The organism is Rhodococcus sp. NPDC077669 (genome assembly GCF_040686915.1).
GTDB lineage: Bacteria > Actinomycetota > Actinomycetes > Mycobacteriales > Mycobacteriaceae > Rhodococcoides > Rhodococcoides fascians.
Window position 1 is genome coordinate 160,822 of record NZ_JBFBMD010000002.1, and the last position, 24,574, is coordinate 185,395.

Genomic DNA, 24,574 nt, shown 5'->3' on the forward strand with positions numbered 1-24,574 from the left:
CGAACTCACTACATCGAGCCGCGTATCCTCGCGTGAGTGGATGTCGAGCGGTGGCGTAGCAGATTGCCGGTGAAACGAGCCTCGGACGGCGAGGTGATCGGATGGACCGTCGCACACAGCGCGGGTGAATCGTCCCCGTACGACGAACACGACGAGGGATACCTGGTCGATGCCGTCAATCCGGTGGGTATCACTGTTGCGCTGGGTGTGTCGCTGGAGGACGCGATTGCCGCCCTGGAGGAACGCGGACTGGCGTCCCTGTCGTTGCCGCACTGGACGAAAGCCCCACTGCCGTTGCAGCCCGAGACCGATCTGCTGACACCGCAGGACGATTGGCAGTGGCGCCGGGTGTTGATGACTCAGCTCGACGACAACCGTGTCTGGATCAGACCCGCGTACCCGAGTTGGCCGGAACGACTTCTGGAAATTCCGTTGTCGATCCCAGCCGACGACGTGCTGCGATCCCACTCCCCTGTCGAGTCGGACTGAGTCGGTACTCGCGCGGCCGCAGCGTGCCGAGACGTACACGCCGACTCGGGCCGCAGTCAGTCGGACAGACCGGCCGCGATCGTCCCGCCGAGTTCGTAGCAGCGCTCCCGCGACTCCTTGCCGCTGTCCACCAGGTGAGCGGTCTCGGCAACCTTGTCCAATCCCCAACCCGCTGCAATACTTTCCATTGCCCGCCCGGCACCAGCGGTGTCACTGTTTCCGTACACCCACGCACCGTAGGGCTTTCCGGATACCGCATCGAGACTCGGGTAGTAGACGGTGTCGAAGAAGTGTTTCAGGGCACCACTCATGTAACCGAAGTTCGCCGGGGTACCGAAGAGAAAGCCATCGGCGGCAAGCACATCCGGGACAGTCGCGCCGAGCGCAGGCACACTGCGCACGTCCACACCGCTGATCTCGGGATCACGGGCTCCGGCGAGGACCGATTCGAGCAGTTCCCGCATCGGCGGGCTCGGTGTGTGGTGAACGATCAGCAGAGTGCGCGCCATGTCCGTCAGCTCTCGGCACGTTCCAGTGCCACAGCACGTTTCATCGTCTCGCGAGCTCGCCCGCGATCACCCGCGTAATCGTAGGCCCGCGCCAGCCGATACGAATTTCGCCAGTTGTCGGGATCTTTTTCCCATTCGGCCTTGACCTGTTGGAAGAGTTCGTCGGCCGCGTCTCGTTCGATGCGCCCCGACGGCCTCCTCGGCAGATCGTCGACGTCGAGTTCGAGGCCTTCCTCTCGGATGCGCGACGCCAGCCGCTGATGGTCGAATCCTGCTCTGAGCGTCGCCCACACGATCCACAACCCGACGATCGGCAGCAGGATGACCCCGATCCCCAGGGCAATACTGGCCACCCCGCCGTTCTGGATCAACGTCACTCCGCGCTGTCCGAGCAGGAAGAAGTAGAAGCCGAGGATCAACACCATCACTGCAATGATGGCGACGACTTTGGTCGCTTTGTTCACTGTCGATCAGCTCACAGATCCAGAAGCGGGTCGAGGCCGACGGTCAGCCCCGGCCGGGCAGCGATCTCTCGGACCCCGAGCAGTACACCGGGCGCAAAGGACGTCCGGTCCAGCGAGTCGTGTCGGATGCTCAGCGTCTCGCCCTGTGTCCCCAGCAGAACCTCTTGGTGCGCAACGAGTCCCGCCAGTCTGATGGAGTGCACGCGCACTCCGTCCACGTCGGCTCCGCGAGCACCGTCGAGCTCCGTCGTCGTCGCATCGGGACTCTTCGGGGTGCCCGCTGCCGCCCGCGCTTCGGCGATCAGCGCGGCGGTACGGTACGCGGTCCCCGAGGGCGCATCGGCCTTGTTCGGGTGGTGCAGCTCGATCACCTCGACGGAATCGAAGAATCGGGCTGCCTGCTGAGCGAAGCGCATCGACAGCACCGCTCCGATGGCGAAGTTCGGTGCAATCAACACACCCGTCTGTGGGGATCCGGCCAACCACTCACGAACCTGCTCGAGCCGCTGCTCGTCGAAACCCGTCGTGCCGACGACAGCATGGATGCCGTGCTCGACCAAGAACTGCAGGTTGTCCATGACCACATCGGGATGGGTGAAATCTACGACCACCTGCGCACCGCTGTCGACGAAGTTCGCCAGCGGATCGCCCTGGTCGACAGTTGCCACGAGCTCCAGATCGCCGGCTGCGTCGACTGCGGCGCAGATCGCCTGACCGACCTTGCCGCGTGACCCCAGTACCCCTACTCGAACAGGTGCCGTTGCACTCACGTCGTTCCCACACTCGTTTCGTCGTCGTCTTGTCGTCCTACCGAAGACCGAGCCTACTTCCAGGCCCCCGACACCGGCAGCTACGGTCGGTCGGTGAAGTCCAGCGTTCTGTTCGCCGACCGCGTCGATCTCGTCCGTGGCGGCCGCTATCTCCTCAGTGATGCGACCGTGCGGGTCGACGAAGGCGAGCACTGGGTGTTGCTCGGTGCCAACGGTGCCGGCAAGAGCACCCTGCTCAGCTTGCTGGGAGCCGTCGTCCATCCCACGCGGGGCGCGGTGCACGTACTGGGCCACCGCCTGGGCCGCGTGGACATGCGCGAATTACGCGCGCACATCGGACACGTCGACCCTCGTCTGAAGATCGAGGCCCCGCTGACTCTGCTCCAGGTCGTCCTGACGGGACTGACCAACACGCCCGATCTGATCCCGAGGTGGTCGGCCACCGAGGACGAGGTCGCTCGCGCCCACCGGCTCGTCGAGTCGCTGGGAGTTGCCCACCGCGTGGACGCGTCGTGGCACACCCTCTCCCAGGGCGAGCGGGGCCGGGCACTGATCGCTCGCGCACTGCTGCCCGATCCGGCGCTGCTGCTACTCGACGAACCCGCCACCGGCCTCGATCTCGCTGCCCGCGAACAACTCCTGACGGCGCTGGACTCGCTGCGTGCCGAACATCCCGGGCTCGCCAGCATCCTGGTCACCCACCATCTCGAGGAAATCCCCACCTCGACCACCCACGCATTGCTGATCCGCGACGGGCGCGTGCACGCTCAGGGGCCTGTCGACACAGTGCTGACGACGGACAACATCAGCACGTGCTTCGACCATCCGATCGAGATCTCTCGCCGTCGCGGGCGGTGGGTGGCCACCGCGGCCCACCGCTGACGGTCAGTCGAAAACGATGACCTGACGGATGGCGTTGCCGTCGGCCAATTCGTCCATGCCGCGGTTGATCTCGTCCAACGTGATGCGCGAGGAGATCAGCTTCTCGACGGGCAGTCGACCCTCGCGCCACATCTGGGCGTACGTCGGAATGTCGCGTGCCGGGACGGCCGAGCCGAGGTAACTACCAATGATCGTGCGCGCCTCGGCTACCAGATCGAGAGGAGAGATCGACGAACGGGCGTCGGGAGCAGGCAGGCCCACGGTGATCGTCTTTCCGCCGGGAGCCGTTGCCGCGACTGCAGTTTCGAATGCACGGGCGTTGCCCGCTGCCTCGATGACGATGTCCGCCTTGATCCCCTTCTCTGCGAGATCCGCAGGTGAATAGACCTGCGTTGCACCCAGATCGGTTGCGGCGACGAGCTTTTCGGGGACGCCATCGACACCGATGACCTCACCCGCACCGATCGAGACCGCGGTCAGTACGGCCGCCATGCCCACTCCGCCGAGGCCGACCACCATCACCGACTGCCCCGGCTTCGGAGTTCCGGCGTTGAGGACAGCGCCGCCGCCGGTGAGCACTGCACAACCGAGGACCGCTGCGATGTCGGCTGGGATGTCGTCGTCGACCGGTACCACCGACTTTCTACTGACCACTGCGTGTGTGGCGAAGCCGGAGACTCCGAGGTGATGCTTGATCTCGGCACCGTCGCGGTGCAATTTGATGTCTCCGCCGAGCAACGTGCCCGCATTGTTCGACGCGCTTCCCACGACGCAGGGCATCTGGCCGTCGGTGGCGCACCCCGCGCAGTCACCGCAGCGCGGCAGGAACGTCATGACCACACGGGTTCCGACTGCTACGTCGTCGACGCCCGCGCCGACTTCCTCGACGCGGCCCGCGGCCTCGTGGCCGAGCAACATCGGTACCGGACGAACGCGATTACCGTCGACCACCGACAGATCCGAGTGGCACAGTCCGGCCGCTTCGATCCGGACGAGCAGTTCCCCGTCACCCGGTGAGCCCAGTTCGAGTTCGGAGACGGTGATGGGATGCGAGTCCGCGAAGGGACGAGATCGGCCGATTTCTTCGAGTACAGCGCCGCGAATCTTCATCCCGCCAGACTATGCGGCTGCGCCGCATGTGCGTGGAACTTCGTAGCCCACTACGAAGTTCCACTCACATGGGCCGCAGGCCCTCACAGCGGCAGACGTGGCCTGAGCAGGTGCGCGACCAACGCCGTCCAGCCGGTTTGGTGTGTTGCTCCGAGTCCCTCGCCGGTGTCTCCGTCGAAGTACTCGTTGAAGGTCGGGTGCTCACTCCACAGTGGATCGGAACTCGATTCGATCCGCCGACCGTCGGCAGGCCGCTTGCCGTCGACAGGACGGAACAGTCCTGCCAAGCCGTTGTCGATCAAGTCTGCGGCATCGGTGAGAGTGCGATGGTTTCCCGAGCCGGTGGGAATTTCGATGGTGAACGAGTCGCCGTAGTAGCGCCCGTAGGCGCGCAGCTTGTCCGCCAACAGCACGTTCACCGGGAACCACACCGGCCCTCGCCAATTGGAGTTGCCCCCGAACATTCCGGTCCGTGACTCCCCCGGCTCGTACTCGATGGACAGGCTTCGACCGTCGACGTCGAACGTGACCGGCTCGCGGTACGAAGCCGACAAGGAACGAATACCGAACTCCGACAAGAACTCTTCCGAGTCGAACATGCGAGAGAGGATCCGCTTGAGACGTTCGGGCTGCACGAGGGTGAGCAGAAGGCGCACCTCATTGCCTTCCCGACGCGCCAGCAGCGGTGAGACCATTTCCGGCCGACGGTGCTGAACCCACCGCAGCCGCGCCGCGAGGTCCGGGCACTCCGCCTCGACCCAGGGCGGAATTTCCGTGGCCCCGAGAATGGGAAGCAGACCGACCATGGATCGCACTCGCATCGGTACCGCGTCGCCCTCTGGTTGGACGAGGACGTCGTAGAAGAATCCGTCTTCCTCGTGCCACAGCGAGATGTGCTGGGAACCGAACGAGTTGACCGCCTTCGCGATCGAGAGGAAATGCGAGAAGAACTTGGTCGCGACGTCGTCCCAGGCGCTGTCGTGGCGCGCGAGCTCGAGTGCGATCTTGAACATCTGCTGGCAGTAGAACGCCATCCAACTCGTGGCGTCGGACTGTTCCAGACGGAAACCGGGCGGCAGCGGAGCGGAACGATTGAACAATCCGATGTTGTCCATTCCGAGGAATCCACCCTCGAAGATGTTGGACCCCTCGGAGTCCTTTCGGTTGACCCACCACGCGAAATTGAGCAGCAGCTTGGTGAACACCCGGACCAGGAACTCGCGATCCTGGTACCCGTCGATCCGATAGACGTGCCAGGCCGCCCAGGCGTGGACCGGAGGGTTGACGTCGCCGAACTCCCACTCGTAGGCCGGCAGTTGGCCGTTGGGATGCATGGCCCATTCCCGGCACATCAGGACCAACTGCTCCTTCGCGAAGTCCGGGTCCACATGTGCGAGAGGAATAGCGTGAAAGGCCAAGTCCCAGGCGGCGAACCATGGATATTCCCACTCGTCGGGCATCGAAATCACATCGGCCAGTGCGAGGTGACGCCAATGGGCGTTACGGCCCTTGGGGTCCTGACGCGAGTGCGGCGCCGGGGCTCCCACCTTGTCGCCCTCGATCCACTGCTCGACGTCGTAGCGGTAGAGCTGCTTGGTCCACAACAGCCCCGCATATGCCCGGCGCGCCACGTGTCGATCGGCATCGGTGAGGTCCGCACCGATCACTGCGCCGTAGAACTCGTCCGCCTCCGCACGACGGTCACCGGTGACCGCGTCGAATCCCGCACCGAACGTCTGCTCGTCCGGCCGATGGGGCGACAAGCGCAGTCGCACCGATTCGGTTGCGCCCGAGGCGATGTCGTCGAATCTATACCAGAATGCAGCCTTCGTTCCGGTCTGCTCGGGGTTCACCGCACCCTGTTCGCCGTCGACGACATGTCGGCCGATGCCGTCCTTGGGGTACTTCGACAGGTTGTCCTGCCCCCACAAGGACTCTGCATTGGTTTCGTTGTCGCAGAACAACACTGACGGCGACCCCTCTGCGCTGAGGTAGTACCGACCGAGAAAGCCGTGATCGGCTGCAACGGCCTCGAGGCCGCCGGCCAGAAGTTCCGGTCGGGTCAGCTGGGTGAGCGATCCGCCGCGATCGTCGCGCCCCCACGACCAGGTGTTGCGCAGCCACAGTTGCGGCAGCAGATCGACCGATGCCGCCTCGGGTCCGTGATTGGTGATGGAGATCGTGATGCAGATGTCGTCGGGCGACGCTTTCGCATACGTGACCTGAACGTCGAAGAACCGGTTCTCGTCCAGGATCCCGGTATCGGCCAATTCGTATTCGCGGTCGTCTCGGCCGCGTCGGGCACTCTCCTCGCGCAGGTGCGCGTACGGATACTCCGCATGCGGGTAGCGGTAGAGCCACTGCATCCAACTGTGCGTCGGAGTGCCGTCGATCGCCCAGAAATACTCCTTGACGTCCTCGCCGTGATTCCCCTCCTCGTTGGCCAACCCGAAGAGTCGTTCCTTCAGAATCGGATCCTTGCGATTCCACAGGGCGAACGCGAAATTCAGGAAACCGAATCGATCGCAGATTCCACCGATTCCGTCCTCACCCCAGCGGTAGGCACGCTTGTGCGCCTGATCGAACGGAAACGACGCCCACGCGTTTCCGTCCTCGGAGTAGTCTTCGCGCACCGTGCCCCACTGCCGTCCCGCCAGGTACGGTCCCCACTGACGCCATGGCCCGCTGACCCCTGGTGACTCCGCCAAACGGTTGTGTTCGACGGTGGACGGGGTGGGAACGCTCACGGGATTGGTGGTCACGGCACACAGTCTGGTGCTTCCCGGTCAGCGATGCACGCCGACATTGGCGGCGAGGTACCCGACTCGGCGTTGCACCGCGGCGATCTCTCGGATGCCGTCGGTGAGCAGACTGCGCTCGAGCGGTGAGAGATCGGCCATGATCAGCACATCGCCGGGCCGATGGCCTGCCGTCATCTGATCGATCTGGTGTGACAGCCGCAGCCGTTGAAGCAACGCGAACACCTCGGTCAACGTGGTGACGTCCCGTTCGGAGAGCATCCCGTTGCCCGACGCGGCCGCCAGACGCGCCGGTGTCGAGGCCGAGGCCATTCCGACCGACAGTCCACCCCACCGAGCGAGATTGACGATGGGAGTCAGTGCATGGGCCTTGAGGTCGAACGTACCGCCGCGCCGCGCCAGCACGTCTCGCAGCGAACGCAGCCGGGCCCGTCCGGCGAGGGCATCTCTGAGTTGCAGTCGCAGTGCATCGGGGTTGTCGACCAGCAGTCGGCGATAGGCCTCGGGAACCGTGTTCAACTCCCTCGGGCCCCACACCACCCTGCCGTCGATCATCAGCGAGGACATGATGAGGCCGGAGTCCCCAGCCGGAGTGGAGCCTGCGGAACGACCAGGGGTTCCTGCTTTGCCACGATCGCCGAAGGGGTTGCTGAGCCAGTGGGCCGCGGCACTTTCCCACTGTCCGGCCGAGCGTGCGAATCTCGGCGAACTCGCAACCGCACCGTTGGTGTCGGACGGCAACCCGGCACCGTCGAGGCTCGCGTGTACCCGAGCGGCCAGGCCCATCAGCACTTCGTCGCGAGTTCTCGGCACCGAGTTCGATCGTCCACGCACGTAGGGGTCGGCGGTGGTATCCGACCAAGTCAGAGCGCTGTCGACGTCCGAGGAGGGCATCGCCTCCCGACGGGCGACGCTGCCCAGGGTGATCCAGGCGAAGTTGTGTCGCGGTACTTCGGGCCGCGCCGCCCATTCGATCTCCACGGCTCGGCGAACGAGGCTGTCGACCACGACGGACAGAATCGCGCTGACGGCCAGGGCGTCGGTCCCACCCCGGAACAGGTCCGCCACCAATCCCGGAACGAGCCTTCCTGCGTCGGCGAGTTCGGCCGATGTCGTTGCCGAGGTCACCGCGCGACGAACCACGAAGCTGCGACGCGTGGACGCGGCATGCAGATCGGAGTCCTCGACGACGCCGAGTACCTCGCCTCGGCTGGACACGACGGGCATGTGCCGCAGTCCCAGCTCGAGCATGTCCATCAGGACGGTGCCGGCCAACCGGTCCGCGGTGACCGTCTCTGTGGGCGACGTCATGACGTGCTCGACCGGGGTGTCGACGCCGATTCCCGCGGCGACCACCCGCACCCTGAGGTCACGGTCGGTGAATATTCCGTAGCGCGAACCTCGCAGCGGAACCAGGACGTACGAGCTGCCCTGCTCGGTCATGTGCCGAACTGCGTCTCGGACGGAGGTGCCGACGGAGACGAACACCGTTGGGGCCGAGAGCAGTTCGCCGACGGCGCGGCCGGCACTACCCTCGGCCGCCCCACCGCGATGCGTGCTGGCCGAGGTGACGGCGTCGGCCAGAAACGCCAGCCCGGTCGGCGTTGCGAACAGCGGTCGAATCAGCTCTCCGGGCAACCGAAGAACGGTACTCGGCTCGGTTGCGCGCGCACAGAATTCGACCGTCCCGCCGACAAGCAACGCCGAGAAACCGAAGACCCCGCCCGGACCGATGGTGTCGATCGGTACGGCGGCGGGCGAGGTGTCGTCGGAGTGCACGATCACCACTCGACCGGTACGCACCACCCACACGGTGTCGGCCACATCGAGCTTCGACGTCGGGCCCACAACCCATGCGCCACTGACATAGTCGAGTTCGACGGCTGCTCCGGCGATGTCGGTCAGTACCGCAGGTGACGCGCCTAGGAACGGTGGGTGCGCGCCGAGGAAGTCGGCAAGCTCCGATCTATCCGCCACGGATCAGGTCGGCGCACTTTTCCGCCATGGTCATGACCGTGATGTTGGGATTGACATACGGCAGCTTCGGCATCGCCGACGCGTCGACCACGCGTAGGTTCGAGATGCCCTTGACGCGCAACTCGGGATCGAGCACGGCCATGGTATCGTCCACCGATCCCATCCGCGCCGTGCCTGCCGGGTGATAGACCGTGTTGTGGGTCTTGTGCACGTAGTCGAGCAGATCATCGTCGGTGACGGCATCGGGCCCGGGGGCGAGTTCGCGTTCGATCCAACCCGCGAGTGGACCGTCTGCGGCGATAGCGCGCGCCAGCTTCAGCCCGGCAAGCATCACCGCGTCGTCATGGCCGTCGGGATCGGTGAAATAGCGCGGATCCACCTTGGCGCGATCGCGGAAGTCTCTGCTGCGCAACCGAACAGTTCCCCTAGAACGACCCTGAGTGACGTTGGGCGTCAAACAGAACCCGTTGTCGGTGGTCGGATAACCCCACCGGAGGGTGTTCATGTCGAACGGCACGCTGCCGTAATGCATCATGATGTCCGGGTAGTTCAGCGACGTGTCGGTCTGTGCGAACACCCCGATCTCCCACCACTGCGAGGACGTGGTGACCATCGGCTTGCTCGCCTCCCAGAACACCAGTCCCTCGACGTGGTCGTCGAGGTTCTCACCCACGCCGGGCGAGTCGACCCGAACGGTGATTCCCATCTCCTGCAGCTGTGCCGCCGGTCCGATTCCGGAGAGCATCAACAACTTCGGAGTGTCGATGGCACCGGCGGTGACGATCACTTCGCGTCGCGCGGACACGGTGTCGTAACCGGTCAGGTCAGGGCGTTGGTACCGCACACCCGTCGCAGTCAGCGACTCGTCGATCAGGATCTCGCTGATCCAGCAGTCGGTGCGCACCTCCAGGTTCGGCCGCGAGCCGATGATCGGATGCAGGTAGGCATGGGACGTCGACATACGCGACCCGTCCTCACCCGCATTGATCTGAAACCAACCCGCGCCGTTGAGTACCGGCGTCCCGCGATTGAATGCGACTGTCGGAAGGCCTATTCCGGCGGCCGATTCGAGCACTGCCGCACCGCAGGGATCGTGCGGCGGCACGTCGCGTATCCGCACGGGTCCGTCGTGACCGCGGCCGGTGTCGTTGTTCTCCACGCGCGCAACGAAAGGAAGGATGTCCGACGCGCCCCAGCCCGTCGCGCCGGCCGCGGCCCAATCGTCGAGAGTTTCGGCCGGCGGATGAAAAGCGATGCAGGAGTTGTGCGAAGAGCAACCGCCGAGCACTTTCGCACGCGCATGCCGCATGAAGCTGTTGCCACGTTCCTGCGGCTCGACGGGGTAGTCCCAGTCGTAGCCGGAGTCGAGCAGATGCATCCACTCGACGAGTTCCAGGATCGCTTTGTCGCCGATGTCGGTGGGACCTGCCTCGACGAGGCAGACGCTCACAGAAGGATCTTCGCTCAGCCGCGCGGCCAGGACGCACCCCGCCGTGCCACCTCCTGCGACGACGTAATCGAACTGGGTGTCTGTCACTGCACGCTCCTTCTAGTTGCCCGTGGAGGCATGTGATTTCAGAGTGCCGATGTGCTTGCGCCCCTTGAGTGCGTACCACAGCAGGCCTACGCCCAGGATGCCGCCGATGTAGACGAACGCACCGAACGTGTTGTACCAGGGGGTTCCGTACACGGCCTCGCGCGGCCAGGCGAGGTTGAGCGCCATCCCGGCACCCCACACCACCGCCGCAATGTTGACCGGCAGGCCGAACTTGCCCATCGTGAAGTATCCGCCGGGTTTGAGATCCTCCTGCGGCCACTCGCCTTTGATGCGCTTGACCAACAGCGGTCCGGTGACCATCAGATACGCGAGATAGATCATGATGATCGCGATCGAGGTGAGGACCGTGAAGATCTGCGGCTGACCGATGTTGACGACGAGGATCACGATGGCCAGCACGCCGATGGTCACCGCGGGCACCACCGGGGTCTGGGTCTTGGGATTGACCTTGGCCAGACTCTCACCGAAGGGCAACGCGTTGTCTCGCGCCATGGCGAACGTGAGCCGGATCGCCGCGGTGTGTACTGCCAGTGAGCAGACGAAGACCGCAATGACGATGCAGATGAGGAAGACGGTGCCGAGCGGGCCCCACATCACCGATTCGACGATGGATTGCAGGCTGCCGTCGGGGCTGCCGAGGGAAGGATCGTTCAGGTCCGGCGCGGCCATGACGGCGAACACCAGGATGGCTCCACCGATGACGAACGACGCGAGGATGGCGCGAAAGATCGCTTTGGGGGCGGTGCGCCGAGGTTCGACGGTTTCCTCCCCGAGCGAGCTCGCGGTGTCGAATCCGTACATGACGTATCCCGACGCCAGCGACGCCACCAGGAAAGCACCGAGGTAGCCGCCGCTCTCACCGGCACCGTAGCCGTTGGTGGAGAAGAACACCTCGGGTCCTCGAGTGATGTTGGCCGCGAGCAAGATCGCGATGAGCACGGCCGCGATGAGTTCGATGAACACACCCGCACTGTTGATCATCGCCATCAGTCGAACGCCCAGCGCGTTGATCGTGGTGGTGATGGCGATCAGAATCGCACCGAGCAGCACTGCATTGGCCGCGAAGTCGGTGGCTCCCGAGCCGTCACCAATGATCTGAAATCCGCTCCAGATGCGTGGCAGATTCAGCTGCAGAGCGAGGGCAACGGCGGCCAGTGTCACGATCGATGCCGTGAGCATCAACCAGCCCGCCGACCAACCGACGATCCTGCGGCCCAACAGCTTCGCCCAGTTGTACACCGATCCCGCCACCGGATACTTCGCGGCCAACTCCATGAAGCACAGTGCCACGCAGAGCTGACCGACGAAGACCGCAGGCCACGACCACAGGTATGCCGGTCCGGCGGTGCCGAAACCGAAGTAGAACAGTTGGAAGGTACCGGTGAGAATCGAGATGTAGCTGACGCCTGCGGCGAAGCTGGCGAATTTGCCGAGACTGCGGTCGAGCGATTCCTTGTAGCCGAAATCGTCCATTCCGCTCGAATTGTCGTTCAGTATTGCCATGCCTGTGGCCTTTCCCATCGTGCTCTATCGGGTACCGAACCACCCCGCCGCTGTAGGTGAGGTGTTGTGCCAAATATGCTTCGCTTCTTGATATTCGGACATACCGGACGGTCCGAGTTCGCGGCCGTTTCCGGACTGCTTGAAGCCGCCCCATTCCGCGGCCGCCGTGTAGACACCGAAGTCGTTGAGCCACACCGTTCCATGACGAAGCCCACGCACCATTCTTTCGCCTCGCGCGGCGTCGGATGTCCGAACACCCGCGGCGAGACCGTAATTCGTATCGTTACCCAGTAGAAGCGCCTCGGCCTCGGTGTCGAATCGCTCCACAGTGAGTATGGGCCCGAACGTCTCGTCTTGCACGATATTCATCGACCGATCGCAGTGATCGAAGATGGTGGGCAGGAAATAGCTACCTTTGCTCAAGGACGGATCGTCCGGCTTGGTACCTCCTATGACCAAGGTGGCCCCCTCCTCGATACCCGTCGCCACGAAGCCTTCGATCTTCTCGCGCTGCGCCTGCGACACCAGAGGTCCGGTCTCGCTGGCCGGGTCCATACCCGGCCCCATCACGATGGTCTTCGCACGCTCTGCCACGGCGGCCACGAACCGGTCGGCCACTGATTCCTCGATGATCAGTCGGGTACCGGCCGAACACACCTGACCGGAATGCAGAAACACTCCGGTCAGCACGTTGTCGACCGAATCGGCGAACGACTGCTCGTCGGCCACCGCGTCGGCGAAGACGATATGTGGATTTTTGCCCCCGAGTTCCACCGCCACCTTCGTGACGTTCTCCGCGGCCGCGGCAAGAATGTGCCTGCCAGTGGCGAGTCCGCCGGTGAAGGAGATGAAGTCGACGTCGCGGTTCCTGGTGAGCGCATCTCCGAGCGTCGCGCCGCTGCCCTGCAGCAGGTTGACCACACCGGCAGGCACTCCCGCTTCTTCCACGAGCTTGGTGAACGCGATGGTGCTCAGTGGCGTCACCTCGCTGGGTTTGAGCACCATGGTGCACCCAGCAGCCAAGGCGGGGGCGATTTTCCACGAGATCTGCAACAGCGGGTAGTTCCAAGGCGCGATCATCACGCAGACACCGATGGGCTCGTGCACCACTCGGCTCAGAATTTCCGGACGGTCGACGTCGATCAGTCGATCTGCCTGCACCACAGCGAGATCGGCGTAGAAGCGGAACACCGAGGTGACGTCGTCGATATCGATCTCACTCTCGCCGAACGTCTTTCCGGTATCGAGGGTCTCGATGTGCGCCAACTTCGCCTTGTCTCGTTGGAGCAAGTCCGCGATGCGATTGAGCAGATCACTGCGCTCACCCACCGTCACCGAGCGCCACGGGCCGTCGTCGAACGCAGCCCGAGCCGCGGCAACGGCAGCCAGGGCATCGTCGGGTGTCGCCTCGTCGACGACGGCCACGACGCTGCCGTTGGACGGATCGACGATGTCGCGGGTCCCGCCGTCACCGGCTTCCTGCCATTGCCCGTCGATGAACAACGACGGCCGCAGTGAGCTCGGGTCGAATCCTGCATCGGAGTCGGTCACTCGACACCTTCTTCCGTGTGGGGGCCTGTTGGTGTGTCTACGGTATGCCTCAGCGGCCGGTGACTCCATCGATCTGTTCGCGGATGATGTCCGCGTGCCCGTTGTGCCGCGCATATTCACTGATCATGTGCACGTAGACCATCCTCAATGACATCGGCCCGCCGCGACAGTCGACCGGATCCTCGAACGAGTATTGGGCAGCGACCACGTCCGAGGCCTCGCACTCGGCAGCGAATCGCGCGAAGTCCGACTCTGCACTCGATGCCGTCGCGCCCAGGAAGTCGGAATCCTTACCCAACGCAGCGTCGTACATCGGATCGAACGACATCGACGCCAGTCGCTCTCGAAACCAGATGCGTTCGACCTTCGCGAGGTGCCGGACGAGGCCGAGGAGGGAGAGCGTCGAGTGCGAGAAGGGGCGTTGCGCAAGCTGTTCGGCATCGGCACCGGCACAGATGTTCGACAACGTGGCTCGATGCCAACGCAGCATTCCTTCGAGAATGGGTCTGTCGTCACCGACGAGCGGACCGTCGACGGGATCGGGCGTGGGCGCGGTGAAGCTCATACTGCGATTGTCGAGCACGAAGTGGCTCCTGCCGAACGACCCGCCCGAAACAGAGTGCGAAGCCCCAGCGACAACCCATTCGGACAATTCGCACTACGGTGGGATTCATGACAATCGAAGATGTGGGCGGCAGGCGAACGGTGACGGCGGATGAGCTTCTTCTGTTGGTGGGTGATCATCTCCTCATCGAGGAGGGTGTCGCGACCGGGTTCATCGAGAGCGCTGGACAGGTTGCCGAGAACGTGGCGGTGACGGTCACCGATGGCGTCGACGGAACCACCACGACCGAGCGCGTTTTTCTTCCCGACGCCGAGGTGACCATCGAACCAGCCGACCGCGGACGCGCTCCGGTCACGATGTGACGATCGAGTTCAGCCGACACCGAAGTACATTCCTGTAACTCGAGCAACTCGGATCACACCAGCCACACTGGCACCGAACTGAGCTAGGGTGACGAAAACCCGTCATCGTTCAGGAGGGCAGCCGACAATGCGATCCGACCGACAACCGTCGATTCGCGTTGCCGTGGTCTCCTGTGTCGCCGTGTTCGGGCTCGCCATGGGATCCAGTTCGGCGACGGCCGAGCCCGCTGCGCCGATCTCGACCCCAACGATTGCCGACGCAGTACGTTCGGCCGACGCGCAGCAGTACAACGATGCGCAGAATGCTCTGGTCAAGGGTCGCTACGAGGCCGGTTTCGCCGCACTGGACGCGGTTGCCACCGCCGCACCGAACGATGCCAATGTGGCAGCACTGCAGACGTTCTACGCCAACGCAACCGATGATGCCGACGCACGTGCGCAGCACTCGGCCCGCCTGCGCGCCCTGTCTCCCCCGCTTGCCGATGCGGTGGATCGGGCTATCGAAGTCATCGACGAGGCGGCGACGGAGACGATCGACTTCGCGCCTGCGACCGATGGCGTGAGGACGGCAATCGTGGTGCTCGGCCTGGGCCTGAACGACGACGGCAGTATGGCACCGGAATTGGTGCAGCGACTGAAATCCGCTGCCGCGGTCGCCGAGCGTTCCCCCGAATCACCCATCATCGTCACCGGTGGAAATCCGCAGCGCGGCGTCACCGAAGCCGAAGCGATGAAGAAGTGGCTGATCGACAACGAGATTGCGGCCGACCGCATTCACGTCGAGTCCACTGCGAATTCGACGGTGCAGAATGCGCAGCGCGCCACCTCACTGGCCGCTGAGATCGGTGCTGTGAATCTGGTGCTCGCAACAACTCCCAGCCATCTTCGGCGAGCGATCTCCGACTTCGAGATCGCTGGTGCCGACGTGATCGGTGCCGCCACATCCACCCCCGACGATCTTCCGGCCCTGCCCGCGCTCGCTCCGACAGCACGGTTGGGTATGACCGTCGACGCCACCAAGATCATCGGGATACCGCGCACCTACTGACGCATCCACCCGCGCAGCACAGACGCCGCCCCGGCGTCGAACATCACCCGACGGTCCTCGTCGTCCGCCATCCCGGGTATCGACAACTCGAGCGACACCAGACCGTGCACGATCGCCCAGAACGAGTGGCTGATCACGTCCACCGACGCGCCGCTCATCGTGCCTGCCTCGACGGCGCTCGCCACCGCCGCCCGAAGCGGATCCATCGCGGCGGCCGCGAGGTGTGCCTGATCGGATACGTCGACCGAACCGAGCACTCCGCCGAACATCACTGCGTAGAGGTGTGGGTTGGCCATGGCCCAGCGGCGGTACGCATATGCCAGTTCGCGCAGGTCGACCTCGGATTCCCCGGTGACAGGGACGCTGCGTTGCGCGTCACCGAAACTCGAGAACGACGCGCCGAACAGAGCCACCAGCAGCTCCGCTCGACCGCCGAACAGCGAGTAGATGGCCGTGGTCGAGGTGCCCTGCGCGGCCGCGAGTTTACGCAACGACAACGAGTCGACGCCATGGCGCGCAACGGTTTCCGCTGCGGCTTCGAGTAGCCGGGTGCGCAGTTCGGCATCGTGAATTCTGGGTCTCGCCACTTGCGAAATCTATCACAACAGTGTTTTATAACAGTGTCACGCCATGTGCTCGGCCCGAAACGAACAGACGGGAACACGACATGCAATCCATCATCGACGGCCGCACCACGGTCGAATCCGACCGCGACACCGTCACGGTCTTCCTCATCGGAATGCGCATCAACAATCCCCTTGCCGTTCGCTCCTGGCTTCCCGCCGCGCGCGCGATGCCGCGGATGCTCAGCCACCTCGAGCAGGATCCCACCTCCGGACTGCTCGGCTACCACTCGTGGTTGGGCCGCACCACCATGCTCGTCAGTTACTGGCGCAACGCGGAAGACCTGACGCGATTCGCCTCCGATCCCGACGCACCACATGCCCCCGCCTGGCGTGCCTTCAACCGATCGGTCGCTGCGACCGGCCATGTCGGCGTATGGCACGAAACCTATACCGCGACAGCCCAGGACAGTGAAGCGATCTACGTCAACATGCCGACATTCGGCCTCGCGGGAGCTATCGGTGGGATCCCCGTCGGCACCGGCTCGCACACGTGGAAGCAGCGAATGAAGTCCGCGAAGTAGGCCCGTACGTGCTAGAGGAAGTTCCCGGCCCGCGCGGCGATATCGAGAACGGGCTGAGGAAAGACTCCCAGTGCCACGGTGACGACCACCGACACCCCGATCGCACAGGCCACCGGCGCGGTAGGACGCACCACCGTGGCGGTCCGTTCGCTGGGTTCGGTGAAGAACATGAGCACGATCACGCGCACGTAGAAGAACGCTGCAATCGCACTGCACACCACTCCGACCACGACCAGTGCGGCTCCCCCCGCACCCGAGGCTGCGCTGAACACCGCGAACTTACCGATGAACCCACTGGTGAGCGGGATCCCGGCGAACGAGAGCAGAAACAAACCGAACACAGCGGCGACGAGCGGCGAGCGGCGACCGATACCCGCCCATCGCTCCAGGTCGCTCACCTCACCGCGTTCGTCTCGGGCCAGACCGATGACCGCGAATCCACCCAGCGTGCTGAAGGCATAGGCAAGCAGGTAGAACATCGTGGCCGACACCCCCGAATCACGTACATCACCCGAACTACCCAGCGCAGTCACTCCGGTGAGGATGAACCCGGTGTGCGCCACGGACGAGTAGGCCAGCATCCGTTTGACGTCGGTCTGCGTCACCGCGACAACCGAACCGAGCACCATCGTGGCGATGGCGATCACCCACAACATCGGACGCCAACTCGACTCGAGACCGGGCAGCGCCATTCCGAAGATTCGCAGAATCGCACCGAAGGCCGCCACCTTGGTCACGGTGGCCATCAGCGCCGTCACCGGAGTGGGGGCACCCTGGTAGACGTCGGGAATCCACGAATGGAAAGGCACGGCACCGACTTTGAACAGCAGACCCACCGCAAGCAAGGCGGTTCCGATCAGTGCGAGTGATCTGCCCTGACCGTCTGCCGTGATGGCGTCGGCGATTCCGTCCAATCGGACCGTCCCGGCGTAGCCGTAGAGGAACGCGACTCCGAACAGGAAGAACGCAGACGAGAACGCGCCCAGCAGAAAGTATTTGAGGGCTGCTTCCTGAGAGAGCAGTCGTCGTCGTCTCGCCAGACCGCACAGCAGATACAGCGGCAACGACAGCACTTCCAGCGCCACGAACATCGTCAGCAGATCCGTGGACGCCGGAAAGAGCAGCATGCCGCCGATCGCGAACATCGCCAGTGGAAAGACCTCGGTCTGGGCGACGCCTGCATCGATGGCCTGCTTCTCTGCCACGCTGCCCGGCGTGGTCGAGGCCTGCGGAGTGAACGAGTCGATGCGGCGCTCGGCCCCGGCCCCGGTGACGGCGACGGTGCGCTCCGTCAACAGTGCGATTGCCGGAATTGCCACGAGCACAATGGTTCCCTGCAGGAACAGAGTCGGTCCGTCGATCGCGACGGCCCCGTTCATCGCGGCTGCCTCGGTGCCGGCCAGGCCGAGCACTGCCGCGAGGGCGCCGACCAGCCCTGCCAGAGCGAGACCCACGTGGGTTGCGCGACGAGCACGTAGCGGTACGAACGCCTCGACGAGAACCCCGAGAACCGCGACACCGAAGACGATCAACATGGGCGACAGCAGACCGTACTGCACTTCGGGAGTGGTCATCGTTGACCTCCTGCACTGTCGACGATCGTGGATTGCACTGCCGGAGTGATGATGTCGAGTGCCGGTTTCGGGTACACCCCGAACACGATCAGCAGCGCAAGCAACGGGACCACCACCAACGCCTCACGGGGAACGAGATCGGAGATCTTGTCGCTGCCCTCTCGGACCGGCCCCGTCATCACCCGTTGATAGAGCCAGAGAATGTAGATCGCCGACAGCACGAGCGCACCGGTGGCCACGATTGCGGCGACGCCGTAGCGACCGAATGTGCCGATCAGCACCAAGAATTCGCTGATGAACGGGGCAAGACCGGGTAGCGAGAGCGTGGCCAGACCAGAGATCAGAAACGTTCCGGCGAACACCGGCGCGACCTTCTGGACGCCGCCGTAGTCGGCGATCGCGCGTGAACCACGACGGGACACGAGAAAGCCTGCGATCAAGAACAATGCGGCGGTGGAGATTCCATGGTTGACCATGTACAGCGTGGCACCGGCCTGACTCTGACCGGTCATCGCGAAGATGCCGAGGATGATGAATCCGAAGTGCGAAATCGAGGTGTAGGCAATGAGTCTCATCATGTCGGTCTGACCGATCGCCAGTATCGCGCCGTAGACGATTCCGATCACCGCGAGCGTGATGATCCACGGGGCGAATGTCTGCGACGAACCGGGAAACAGCTCGAGGCAGAAGCGCAGCATCGCGAACGTACCGACCTTGTCCACCACCGACATCATCAGCACTGCCGTCGCAGGGGTGGACTGCACTGCGGCGTCGGGTAACCACGTATGGAACGGCCACAGGGGCGCCTTGATCGCGAACGCGAGCATGAAACCGAGAAACAGCGCGTTGAGCACTGCCGGATCCACACCGAGCCCGCCCGATGCCGCTGCATCCGCGATTGCGCGTAGATCGAACGTGCCGCCGTCGAACGGACCGTCGGGCCGGGCTGTGACTACGTACAACCCGATGACGGCAGCCAGCATCACCAGACCACCGAACAGGTTGTAGAGCAAGAACTTCACTGCGGCGCGCGTTCGATGGATTCCCCCGAAGCCACCGATGAGGAAGTACATCGGAATCAGCATTGCCTCGAAGAAGATGTAAAACAGCAGTACGTCCAAGGCGAGGAACGAGACGATCACCATGGACTCGACCACCAGGATCAACGCCATGTAGGTGTGCGAGACCCGGCGCGATCCGTAGTTCGCCACACGGCTGCCGTCGTGCCAGCCCGCGACGAGGAGCAATGGGGTCAGAACGGTGGTGAGCAACACCAGCACGAGGCCTATTCCGTCGAGGCCGAGCGTGTAGCGCGCACCGAATGCCGCTATCCAGGAATGATCTTCGAGGAACTGGTAGCGATCGCCACCGGAGTCGAATGCCACGGCGAGTACCACCGACACCACGAGTGTGCCGGTAGCGAACCCCACGGCGACACCACGCGCGATTGTCGGACGATCGGCCGGCACCAGGGCGACGACAATCGCGCCGAGAATCGGCAGAACCCACAGGACGGTCAGCCAGGGGAACGTCACAGGACCACCACCATCAGCACGACGAGAACTGCCCCCGCGAACATCGCCAACGCATAGGACCGTACGAATCCGGTCTGCAGCCGCCTCGATCGAGTCGATACTCCGCCGATCGATCTCCCCACCCCGTCCACGACCGCGTCGATACCCGCCTTGTCGGCGAATACCATTGTGTTCGTGAGCTTTTGACCGGGCCGCATGAATGCTGCCTCGTTGAAGGCGTCGCCGTACAGGTCAGCGCGTGCGGCTCTGGTCAGCACCGATACGTCCTCGGGTGGAGTCGGGGGAACGTCACGAGCGATGTACTTCCGGTACGCGACGCCTGCACCCACGAGTACTACTGCCAGTACTGCGACCGTCACGACCCAGGCAGGTATCGCGTGTTCTTCGTGCGCCGATCCCACCACCGGTTCCAGCCACGTCTCGAGGCGTCCACCCACCGCAAGGAAGGCACCCGATGCCACCGAGCCGACGGCCAACAGAATCATGGGGGCTGTCATCGTCGCCGACGCTTCGTGCGGATGTGCCTGCGCCGCCCAGCGTTTCGGGCCGAAGAACGTCATCAGCATCACCCGAGTCATGTAGAAGGCCGTCAAGCCCGCACCGAGCAACGTGACGCAGCCCAGCACCACACCTGCCGCTCCCCCGGCCGCGAACGCGATCTCGATGATCGGATCCTTGGCGAAGAAACCGGAGAACGGCGGAACTCCGATGATGGCGAGGTAGCCGAGACCGAACGTGACGAACGTGATCGGCATCGCGGCACGGAGCCCGCCGAACCGTCGCATGTCGGTTTCGTCGTTCATCGCGTGCATCACCGAGCCGGCCCCCAGGAACAGGCCTGCCTTGAAGAATCCGTGCGACAGCAGCAGCACGATGGCGAAGGCATAACCGGACGGGCCGAGTCCGGCCGCGAGCACCATGTACCCGATCTGACTCATCGTCGAGGCGGCGAGCGCCTTCTTGATGTCGTCTTTCGCACAACCGATGACGGCACCGAACAGCAACGTCACCGCGCCGACCGTGACGGTCGCCGCCCGCGCCACCGGCGAGGCCTCGAACACCGGTCCGGATCGGACGATGAGATACACCCCGGCGGTGACCATCGTCGCCGCGTGGATGAGTGCGGAGACCGGCGTCGGGCCCTCCATCGCGTCGCCGAGCCACGACTGCAGCGGCACCTGGGCCGACTTTCCGCAGGCCGCCAGCAGCAACATCAGTGCCATGGCGGTCGCCACCGATTCACCCGCGTTCCCGATTCCCGCGAACACCACGTCGTACTGCACAGACTCGAAGTTCACGAACATGATCATCAGGGCGATGGCCAAGCCGATATCGCCGACGCGGTTGACCACGAACGCTTTTCGAGCAGCCGTCGCTGCCGATGGCTTGTGTTGCCAGAATCCGATGAGCAAGTACGACGCCAGACCGACACCCTCCCACCCCAGATAGAGGCCGAGGAAATTGTCTGCCAGCACCAGCAGCAGCATGGCTGCGAGAAACAGATTGAGGTACGCGAAGAAGCGTCGCCGCTCCGGGCCATGGCTCATGTACCCGATCGAGTACACGTGAATGAGTGATCCGACCCCGGTGATCAACAGGACGAAACAGATCGAGAGTTGATCGGCACGCATGCCGAAATCGACCTGCAATTCGTCGACGGGCACCCAGCGGAACAGCGTGTGAGTGAGTGTTCTGTCCGACTCGTCCCGTCCGAGCATCGACGAGAACACCAGCGCCGCAACGACGAACGACGACACCGCGGCGGCCGTCGCGAGAAGGTGGCCCCACGAGTTGCAGCGCCGGCCACCGAGCAGAAGGACGGCCGCACCGAACGCCGGCAGAGCCGGGAGAAGCCACAGGATCGACATCGTTTCTGCTCCCCCGTCAGTTCTTCATCAGATTGTTCTCGTCCATCGAGATCGAGCGACGAGAACGGAAGATGGCCATGATGATCGCCAGGCCCACCACCACCTCGGCTGCAGCGACCACCATGGTGAAGAACGCGAACAACTGGCCGTCGAGATTGCCGTGCATGCGAGAGAACGTGACGAACGCGAGATTGACTGCGTTGAGCATCAATTCGATGCACATGAACACGATGATGGCGTTGCGCCTGACGATGACTCCCGCCGCGCCGATCGTGAACAGCAGAACCGACAGGTAGAGGTAGTTCTCTGGATTCATCGCACGTCACCCCCGTCCACCTTGTACTCGATGCCTCGATCGGCGAACAGTGCGTTGACGGACGAGTCCGACTCGCTTCCGTCCGGGAGCAGAGCCCGTCGATCGACGCCGTTGTGACGAGCGAACACACCGGGGCTCGGCAGCGGCGTCACCCTGGAGCCGTCACGGAACCGGTCCTGCGACATCTCACGCTGACCCTTCACCGGTCCCAGAGCCTCCCGGTGCGCCAGAATCATCGCCCCGATGGTGGCCGTGATCAACAGCGCGCCGGTCAGCTCGAACGCCCAGACGTACTCGACGAAGATCAGTTCGGCCAGGCCTTCTACGTTTCCGGTGGAGTTGGCCGCGTCGAGTCCGGCGAAATCGAGTCGCCCGGCGCGGGCCGAGTCGCGCAGCAGCACCCCGATGATCAACAGCCCGAAGCCGATTCCGATGACGACGGCCGCGATACGGTGCCCGCGCAGTGTCTCGGTCAACGACTCCGAGGTATCGACCCCGACGAGCATCAGGACGAACAGAAACAGCATCATGACCGCGCCGGTGTAGACGACGATCTGCACGACACCGAGAAACAGGGCCCCTTGGGCCATGTAGAAGGTAGCGAGAACCACCATGGTGGCCGCGAGGAACAGTGCCGAGTAGACGGCCTTCGTGCTCATCACCACACCCAGTGCACCGATGACCGCAACGACACCGAGGGTCCAGAACTGCACGGCCTCGCCGGTGGAGGTTGCCTCGAGCGCGAGCTGAACGGTGGCAGTCATCGAACCGGCCCTCGATCGGTGTCGGCCTCGCTCTCGGCACCGGTGACGGCACCGCGGTAGTAGTCCTCTGCCGAACGCCCCGGTGCCATCGCGTGCGGCGGCGGCACCATGTCCGGCTCCAGCGGTGCCAGCAGCGAATCCTTCTCGTAGATCAGGTCGGCTCTGTTGTCACCGGCCAGTTCGTATTCGTTGGTCATCGTCAGAGCCCGTGTGGGACAGGCCTCGACACACAGTCCGCAGCCGATGCACCGGAGATAGTTGATCTGGTAGACCCCGCCGTATCGCTCGCCCGGCGAAAACCGTTCGGTCTCGGTGTTGTCGGCACCTTCGACATAGATCGCGTCGGCCGGGCAGGCCCACGCACAGAGTTCGCAACCGATGCACTTCTCGAGCCCGTCGGCGTACCTGTTGAGCTGATGGCGGCCGTGATAGCGCATCTCGGTCGGCTTCTTCTCCTCCGGATACAGCTCGGTTTCGGGCTTTTTGAACATGGTGGCGAAGGTGACACCGAAACCTGCTATAGGACCGAGGAATTCAGGCATCGGCGTTCTCCTTCTGGGACCCGGCCACGGTGGACCGTGCGCCGGCGTGCCGGCTCGCGATGTTCGTGCCCTGCTTCGGAATGGGAGGTACGGGAAACCCGCCCGCCGCAGCGTCGAACGGTGCGACGGGTGCAGCAGGCGGCAGGTTTCGTGTGCGCGCGCGGCGGCGCAGTAAGAGCAGCAGCGAACCCAGGACGGCGACTGCAAAGATCGTCGACACCACGAACGTGACCAAAGGTACGTCGTATCGCCCGGCCCCCAGTACCCGCACCGTCGCGATCACCATTACCCAGATCAGAGCGACGGGAATGAGGATCTTCCAGCCGAAGTTCATGAACTGGTCGTAACGCAACCGCGGCAACGTCGACCGCAACCAGATGAAGACGAACAGGAACACCCACACCTTGGCGACGAACCACAGCACCGGCCACCACCCGGAATTGGCACCGCTCCACAGACTCAACGGAATCGGAGCCCGCCAGCCACCCAGGAACAACGTGGTCGCGAGCGCCGACACCGTGACCATGTTGATGTACTCGGCAAGCATGAACATCGCGAAACGCAAGGAGGAATATTCGGTGTGGAACCCGCCCACCAACTCCCCCTCGGCCTCGGGCAAGTCGAACGGCGCGCGGTTGGTTTCACCCACCATCGCCGTCACGTACACCAGAAACGACGGCAACAACAGGAACACGTACCAGGTGTTCTGTTGCGCACCAACGATTCCGGACGTCGACATGGTGCCCGCGTACAGGAACACCGCAGCGAACGAAAGCCCCATCGCAACCTCGTAGGAAATGACCTGAGCCGTCGAACGCAGTGCACCCAGCAACGGATACGTCGAACTCGACGCCCAACCGGCCAGGACGATCCCGTACACACCCACCGAGGTGACCGCGAGGATGTACAGAACCCCCACCGGCAGGTCGGTCATCTGAAGCGGAGTCGTAGTGCCGAACACCGACACCTCGGGACCGAACGGAATCACCGCGAAGGCCATGAAGGCAGGGACCACCGAAATGATCGGAGCCAGAATGTAAATCGGCTTGTCGACGCCGGTCGGAGTGATTCCCTCTTTCAGAGCGAGCTTGATCCCGTCCATCAGAGACTGCAACAGTCCCCACGGACCCACACGATTGGGCCCGACGCGCATCTGCATCCACGCCATGATCTTGCGCTCGGCATAGATGGCCACGAGCGGTGTGAGCACCAGAAAAACGAAGACTGCCAGGGCCTTGCCGACCACCAGCCACCACGGGTCGGTGCCGAACATCGACAGAT

The 24,574-nt window shown here is 63.9% G+C and carries 22 protein-coding genes and 1 pseudogene; 5 read left to right on the forward strand and 18 right to left on the reverse strand.

Annotated elements, in window-relative coordinates:
• Positions 1 to 69: 69 nt before the first annotated feature.
• Entirely contained in the window at positions 70 to 489 is a 420-nt protein-coding gene (locus AB0P23_RS03270) for a hypothetical protein (protein ID WP_174557254.1), read from the forward strand.
• A 56-nt stretch (positions 490 to 545) separates the two neighbouring features.
• Here the strand turns inward: AB0P23_RS03270 and AB0P23_RS03275 are convergent, their stop codons facing one another.
• Genes AB0P23_RS03275 through dapB form a run of 3 tightly spaced genes read right to left on the reverse strand, consistent with a single transcriptional unit; the run spans position 546 to position 2,232 of the window.
• Positions 546 to 998: an NAD(P)H-dependent oxidoreductase gene (locus AB0P23_RS03275; protein WP_032387273.1), complete on the reverse strand. Its 453-nt coding sequence runs from the start codon at positions 996 to 998 to the stop codon at positions 546 to 548.
• 5 nt (positions 999 to 1,003) lie between these two features.
• Entirely contained in the window at positions 1,004 to 1,423 is a 420-nt protein-coding gene (locus AB0P23_RS03280) for a hypothetical protein (RefSeq protein WP_206497586.1), read from the reverse strand.
• Positions 1,424 to 1,473: 50 nt separating this feature from the next.
• A complete protein-coding gene (gene dapB / locus AB0P23_RS03285) occupies positions 1,474 to 2,232 on the reverse strand; it encodes a 4-hydroxy-tetrahydrodipicolinate reductase (protein ID WP_027496797.1) in 759 nt (252 codons plus the stop codon).
• 93 nt (positions 2,233 to 2,325) lie between these two features.
• Between dapB and AB0P23_RS03290 the strand changes: the two genes are divergently transcribed.
• Complete coding sequence (locus tag AB0P23_RS03290) at positions 2,326 to 3,114, forward strand: ATP-binding cassette domain-containing protein (protein WP_032400602.1); 789 nt, start codon at positions 2,326 to 2,328, stop codon at positions 3,112 to 3,114.
• Positions 3,115 to 3,117: 3 nt separating this feature from the next.
• On the opposite strand, the gene AB0P23_RS03295 is transcribed toward AB0P23_RS03290, so the two are convergent.
• The 7 genes from AB0P23_RS03295 to AB0P23_RS03325 all read right to left on the reverse strand — a co-directional run bounded on the left by AB0P23_RS03295 (position 3,118) and on the right by AB0P23_RS03325 (position 14,137).
• On the reverse strand, positions 3,118 to 4,224 hold the full coding sequence (locus tag AB0P23_RS03295) for an alcohol dehydrogenase catalytic domain-containing protein (protein ID WP_363796791.1): 1,107 nt from the start codon (positions 4,222 to 4,224) through the stop codon (positions 3,118 to 3,120).
• Positions 4,225 to 4,307: 83 nt separating this feature from the next.
• Positions 4,308 to 6,986 carry a glucosidase gene (locus tag AB0P23_RS03300; RefSeq protein ID WP_237606188.1) on the reverse strand — a complete coding sequence of 893 codons (2,679 nt, stop codon included), beginning with the start codon at positions 6,984 to 6,986 and terminating at the stop codon, positions 4,308 to 4,310.
• A gap of 24 nt (positions 6,987 to 7,010) precedes the next feature.
• Positions 7,011 to 8,960 (reverse strand): putative nucleotidyltransferase substrate binding domain-containing protein, encoded by a 1,950-nt coding sequence (locus AB0P23_RS03305; RefSeq protein WP_363796793.1) that lies wholly within the window; start codon positions 8,958 to 8,960, stop codon positions 7,011 to 7,013.
• Positions 8,950 to 10,497, reverse strand: a complete 1,548-nt coding sequence (locus tag AB0P23_RS03310) for a GMC family oxidoreductase N-terminal domain-containing protein (RefSeq protein WP_027496792.1) — start codon at positions 10,495 to 10,497, stop codon at positions 8,950 to 8,952. The genes AB0P23_RS03305 and AB0P23_RS03310 overlap by 11 nt, the downstream gene beginning before the upstream one ends.
• 12 nt (positions 10,498 to 10,509) lie before the next feature.
• A complete protein-coding gene (locus AB0P23_RS03315; protein WP_363796795.1) occupies positions 10,510 to 12,021 on the reverse strand; it encodes an amino acid permease in 1,512 nt (503 codons plus the stop codon).
• Between the two features lie 24 nt (positions 12,022 to 12,045).
• On the reverse strand, positions 12,046 to 13,572 hold the full coding sequence (locus tag AB0P23_RS03320; RefSeq protein WP_051365132.1) for an aldehyde dehydrogenase family protein: 1,527 nt from the start codon (positions 13,570 to 13,572) through the stop codon (positions 12,046 to 12,048).
• A 49-nt stretch (positions 13,573 to 13,621) separates the two neighbouring features.
• On the reverse strand, positions 13,622 to 14,137 hold the full coding sequence (locus AB0P23_RS03325; protein ID WP_032366611.1) for a DinB family protein: 516 nt from the start codon (positions 14,135 to 14,137) through the stop codon (positions 13,622 to 13,624).
• Between the two features lie 107 nt (positions 14,138 to 14,244).
• On the opposite strand from AB0P23_RS03325, the gene AB0P23_RS03330 reads away from it, so the two are divergent.
• The gene (locus AB0P23_RS03330) at positions 14,245 to 14,499 is read left to right on the forward strand and encodes a hypothetical protein (protein WP_032370974.1); all 255 of its coding nucleotides are present in this window, start codon (positions 14,245 to 14,247) and stop codon (positions 14,497 to 14,499) included.
• 127 nt (positions 14,500 to 14,626) lie between these two features.
• Positions 14,627 to 15,547 carry a YdcF family protein gene (locus tag AB0P23_RS03335; RefSeq protein ID WP_363796798.1) on the forward strand — a complete coding sequence of 307 codons (921 nt, stop codon included), beginning with the start codon at positions 14,627 to 14,629 and terminating at the stop codon, positions 15,545 to 15,547.
• On the opposite strand, the gene AB0P23_RS03340 is transcribed toward AB0P23_RS03335, so the two are convergent.
• Positions 15,541 to 16,134, reverse strand: a complete 594-nt coding sequence (locus AB0P23_RS03340) for a TetR/AcrR family transcriptional regulator (protein WP_032370832.1) — start codon at positions 16,132 to 16,134, stop codon at positions 15,541 to 15,543. The genes AB0P23_RS03335 and AB0P23_RS03340 overlap by 7 nt on opposite strands.
• A gap of 80 nt (positions 16,135 to 16,214) precedes the next feature.
• Here AB0P23_RS03340 and AB0P23_RS03345 point away from each other — a divergent pair, with 80 nt between their 5' ends.
• On the forward strand, positions 16,215 to 16,694 hold the full coding sequence (locus AB0P23_RS03345; RefSeq protein WP_032370831.1) for a DUF4188 domain-containing protein: 480 nt from the start codon (positions 16,215 to 16,217) through the stop codon (positions 16,692 to 16,694).
• An 11-nt stretch (positions 16,695 to 16,705) separates the two neighbouring features.
• On the opposite strand, the gene nuoN is transcribed toward AB0P23_RS03345, so the two are convergent.
• The 7 genes and pseudogenes from nuoN to nuoH form a co-directional block, all read right to left on the reverse strand.
• Complete coding sequence (nuoN, locus tag AB0P23_RS03350; RefSeq protein WP_363796800.1) at positions 16,706 to 18,268, reverse strand: NADH-quinone oxidoreductase subunit NuoN; 1,563 nt, start codon at positions 18,266 to 18,268, stop codon at positions 16,706 to 16,708.
• The gene (locus AB0P23_RS03355) at positions 18,265 to 19,803 is read right to left on the reverse strand and encodes an NADH-quinone oxidoreductase subunit M (protein WP_363796802.1); all 1,539 of its coding nucleotides are present in this window, start codon (positions 19,801 to 19,803) and stop codon (positions 18,265 to 18,267) included. Before AB0P23_RS03355 ends, nuoN begins: the two co-directional genes overlap by 4 nt.
• A complete protein-coding gene (gene nuoL / locus AB0P23_RS03360; RefSeq protein WP_363796804.1) occupies positions 19,800 to 21,671 on the reverse strand; it encodes an NADH-quinone oxidoreductase subunit L in 1,872 nt (623 codons plus the stop codon). Before nuoL ends, AB0P23_RS03355 begins: the two co-directional genes overlap by 4 nt.
• A 16-nt stretch (positions 21,672 to 21,687) precedes the next feature.
• Positions 21,688 to 21,987 carry an NADH-quinone oxidoreductase subunit NuoK gene (nuoK, locus tag AB0P23_RS03365; RefSeq protein ID WP_032383367.1) on the reverse strand — a complete coding sequence of 100 codons (300 nt, stop codon included), beginning with the start codon at positions 21,985 to 21,987 and terminating at the stop codon, positions 21,688 to 21,690.
• Positions 21,984 to 22,751: an NADH-quinone oxidoreductase subunit J gene (locus AB0P23_RS03370; RefSeq protein WP_032400594.1), complete on the reverse strand. Its 768-nt coding sequence runs from the start codon at positions 22,749 to 22,751 to the stop codon at positions 21,984 to 21,986. The genes nuoK and AB0P23_RS03370 overlap by 4 nt, the downstream gene beginning before the upstream one ends.
• Positions 22,748 to 23,314, reverse strand: a pseudogene (gene nuoI / locus AB0P23_RS03375) (NADH-quinone oxidoreductase subunit NuoI); the annotation flags it as partial. The gene AB0P23_RS03370 and the pseudogene nuoI, both read right to left, overlap by 4 nt.
• Complete coding sequence (gene nuoH / locus AB0P23_RS03380) at positions 23,286 to 24,566, reverse strand: NADH-quinone oxidoreductase subunit NuoH (protein ID WP_363796878.1); 1,281 nt, start codon at positions 24,564 to 24,566, stop codon at positions 23,286 to 23,288. The gene nuoH and the pseudogene nuoI, both read right to left, overlap by 29 nt.
• Between the last annotated feature and the right edge of the window lie 8 nt (positions 24,567 to 24,574).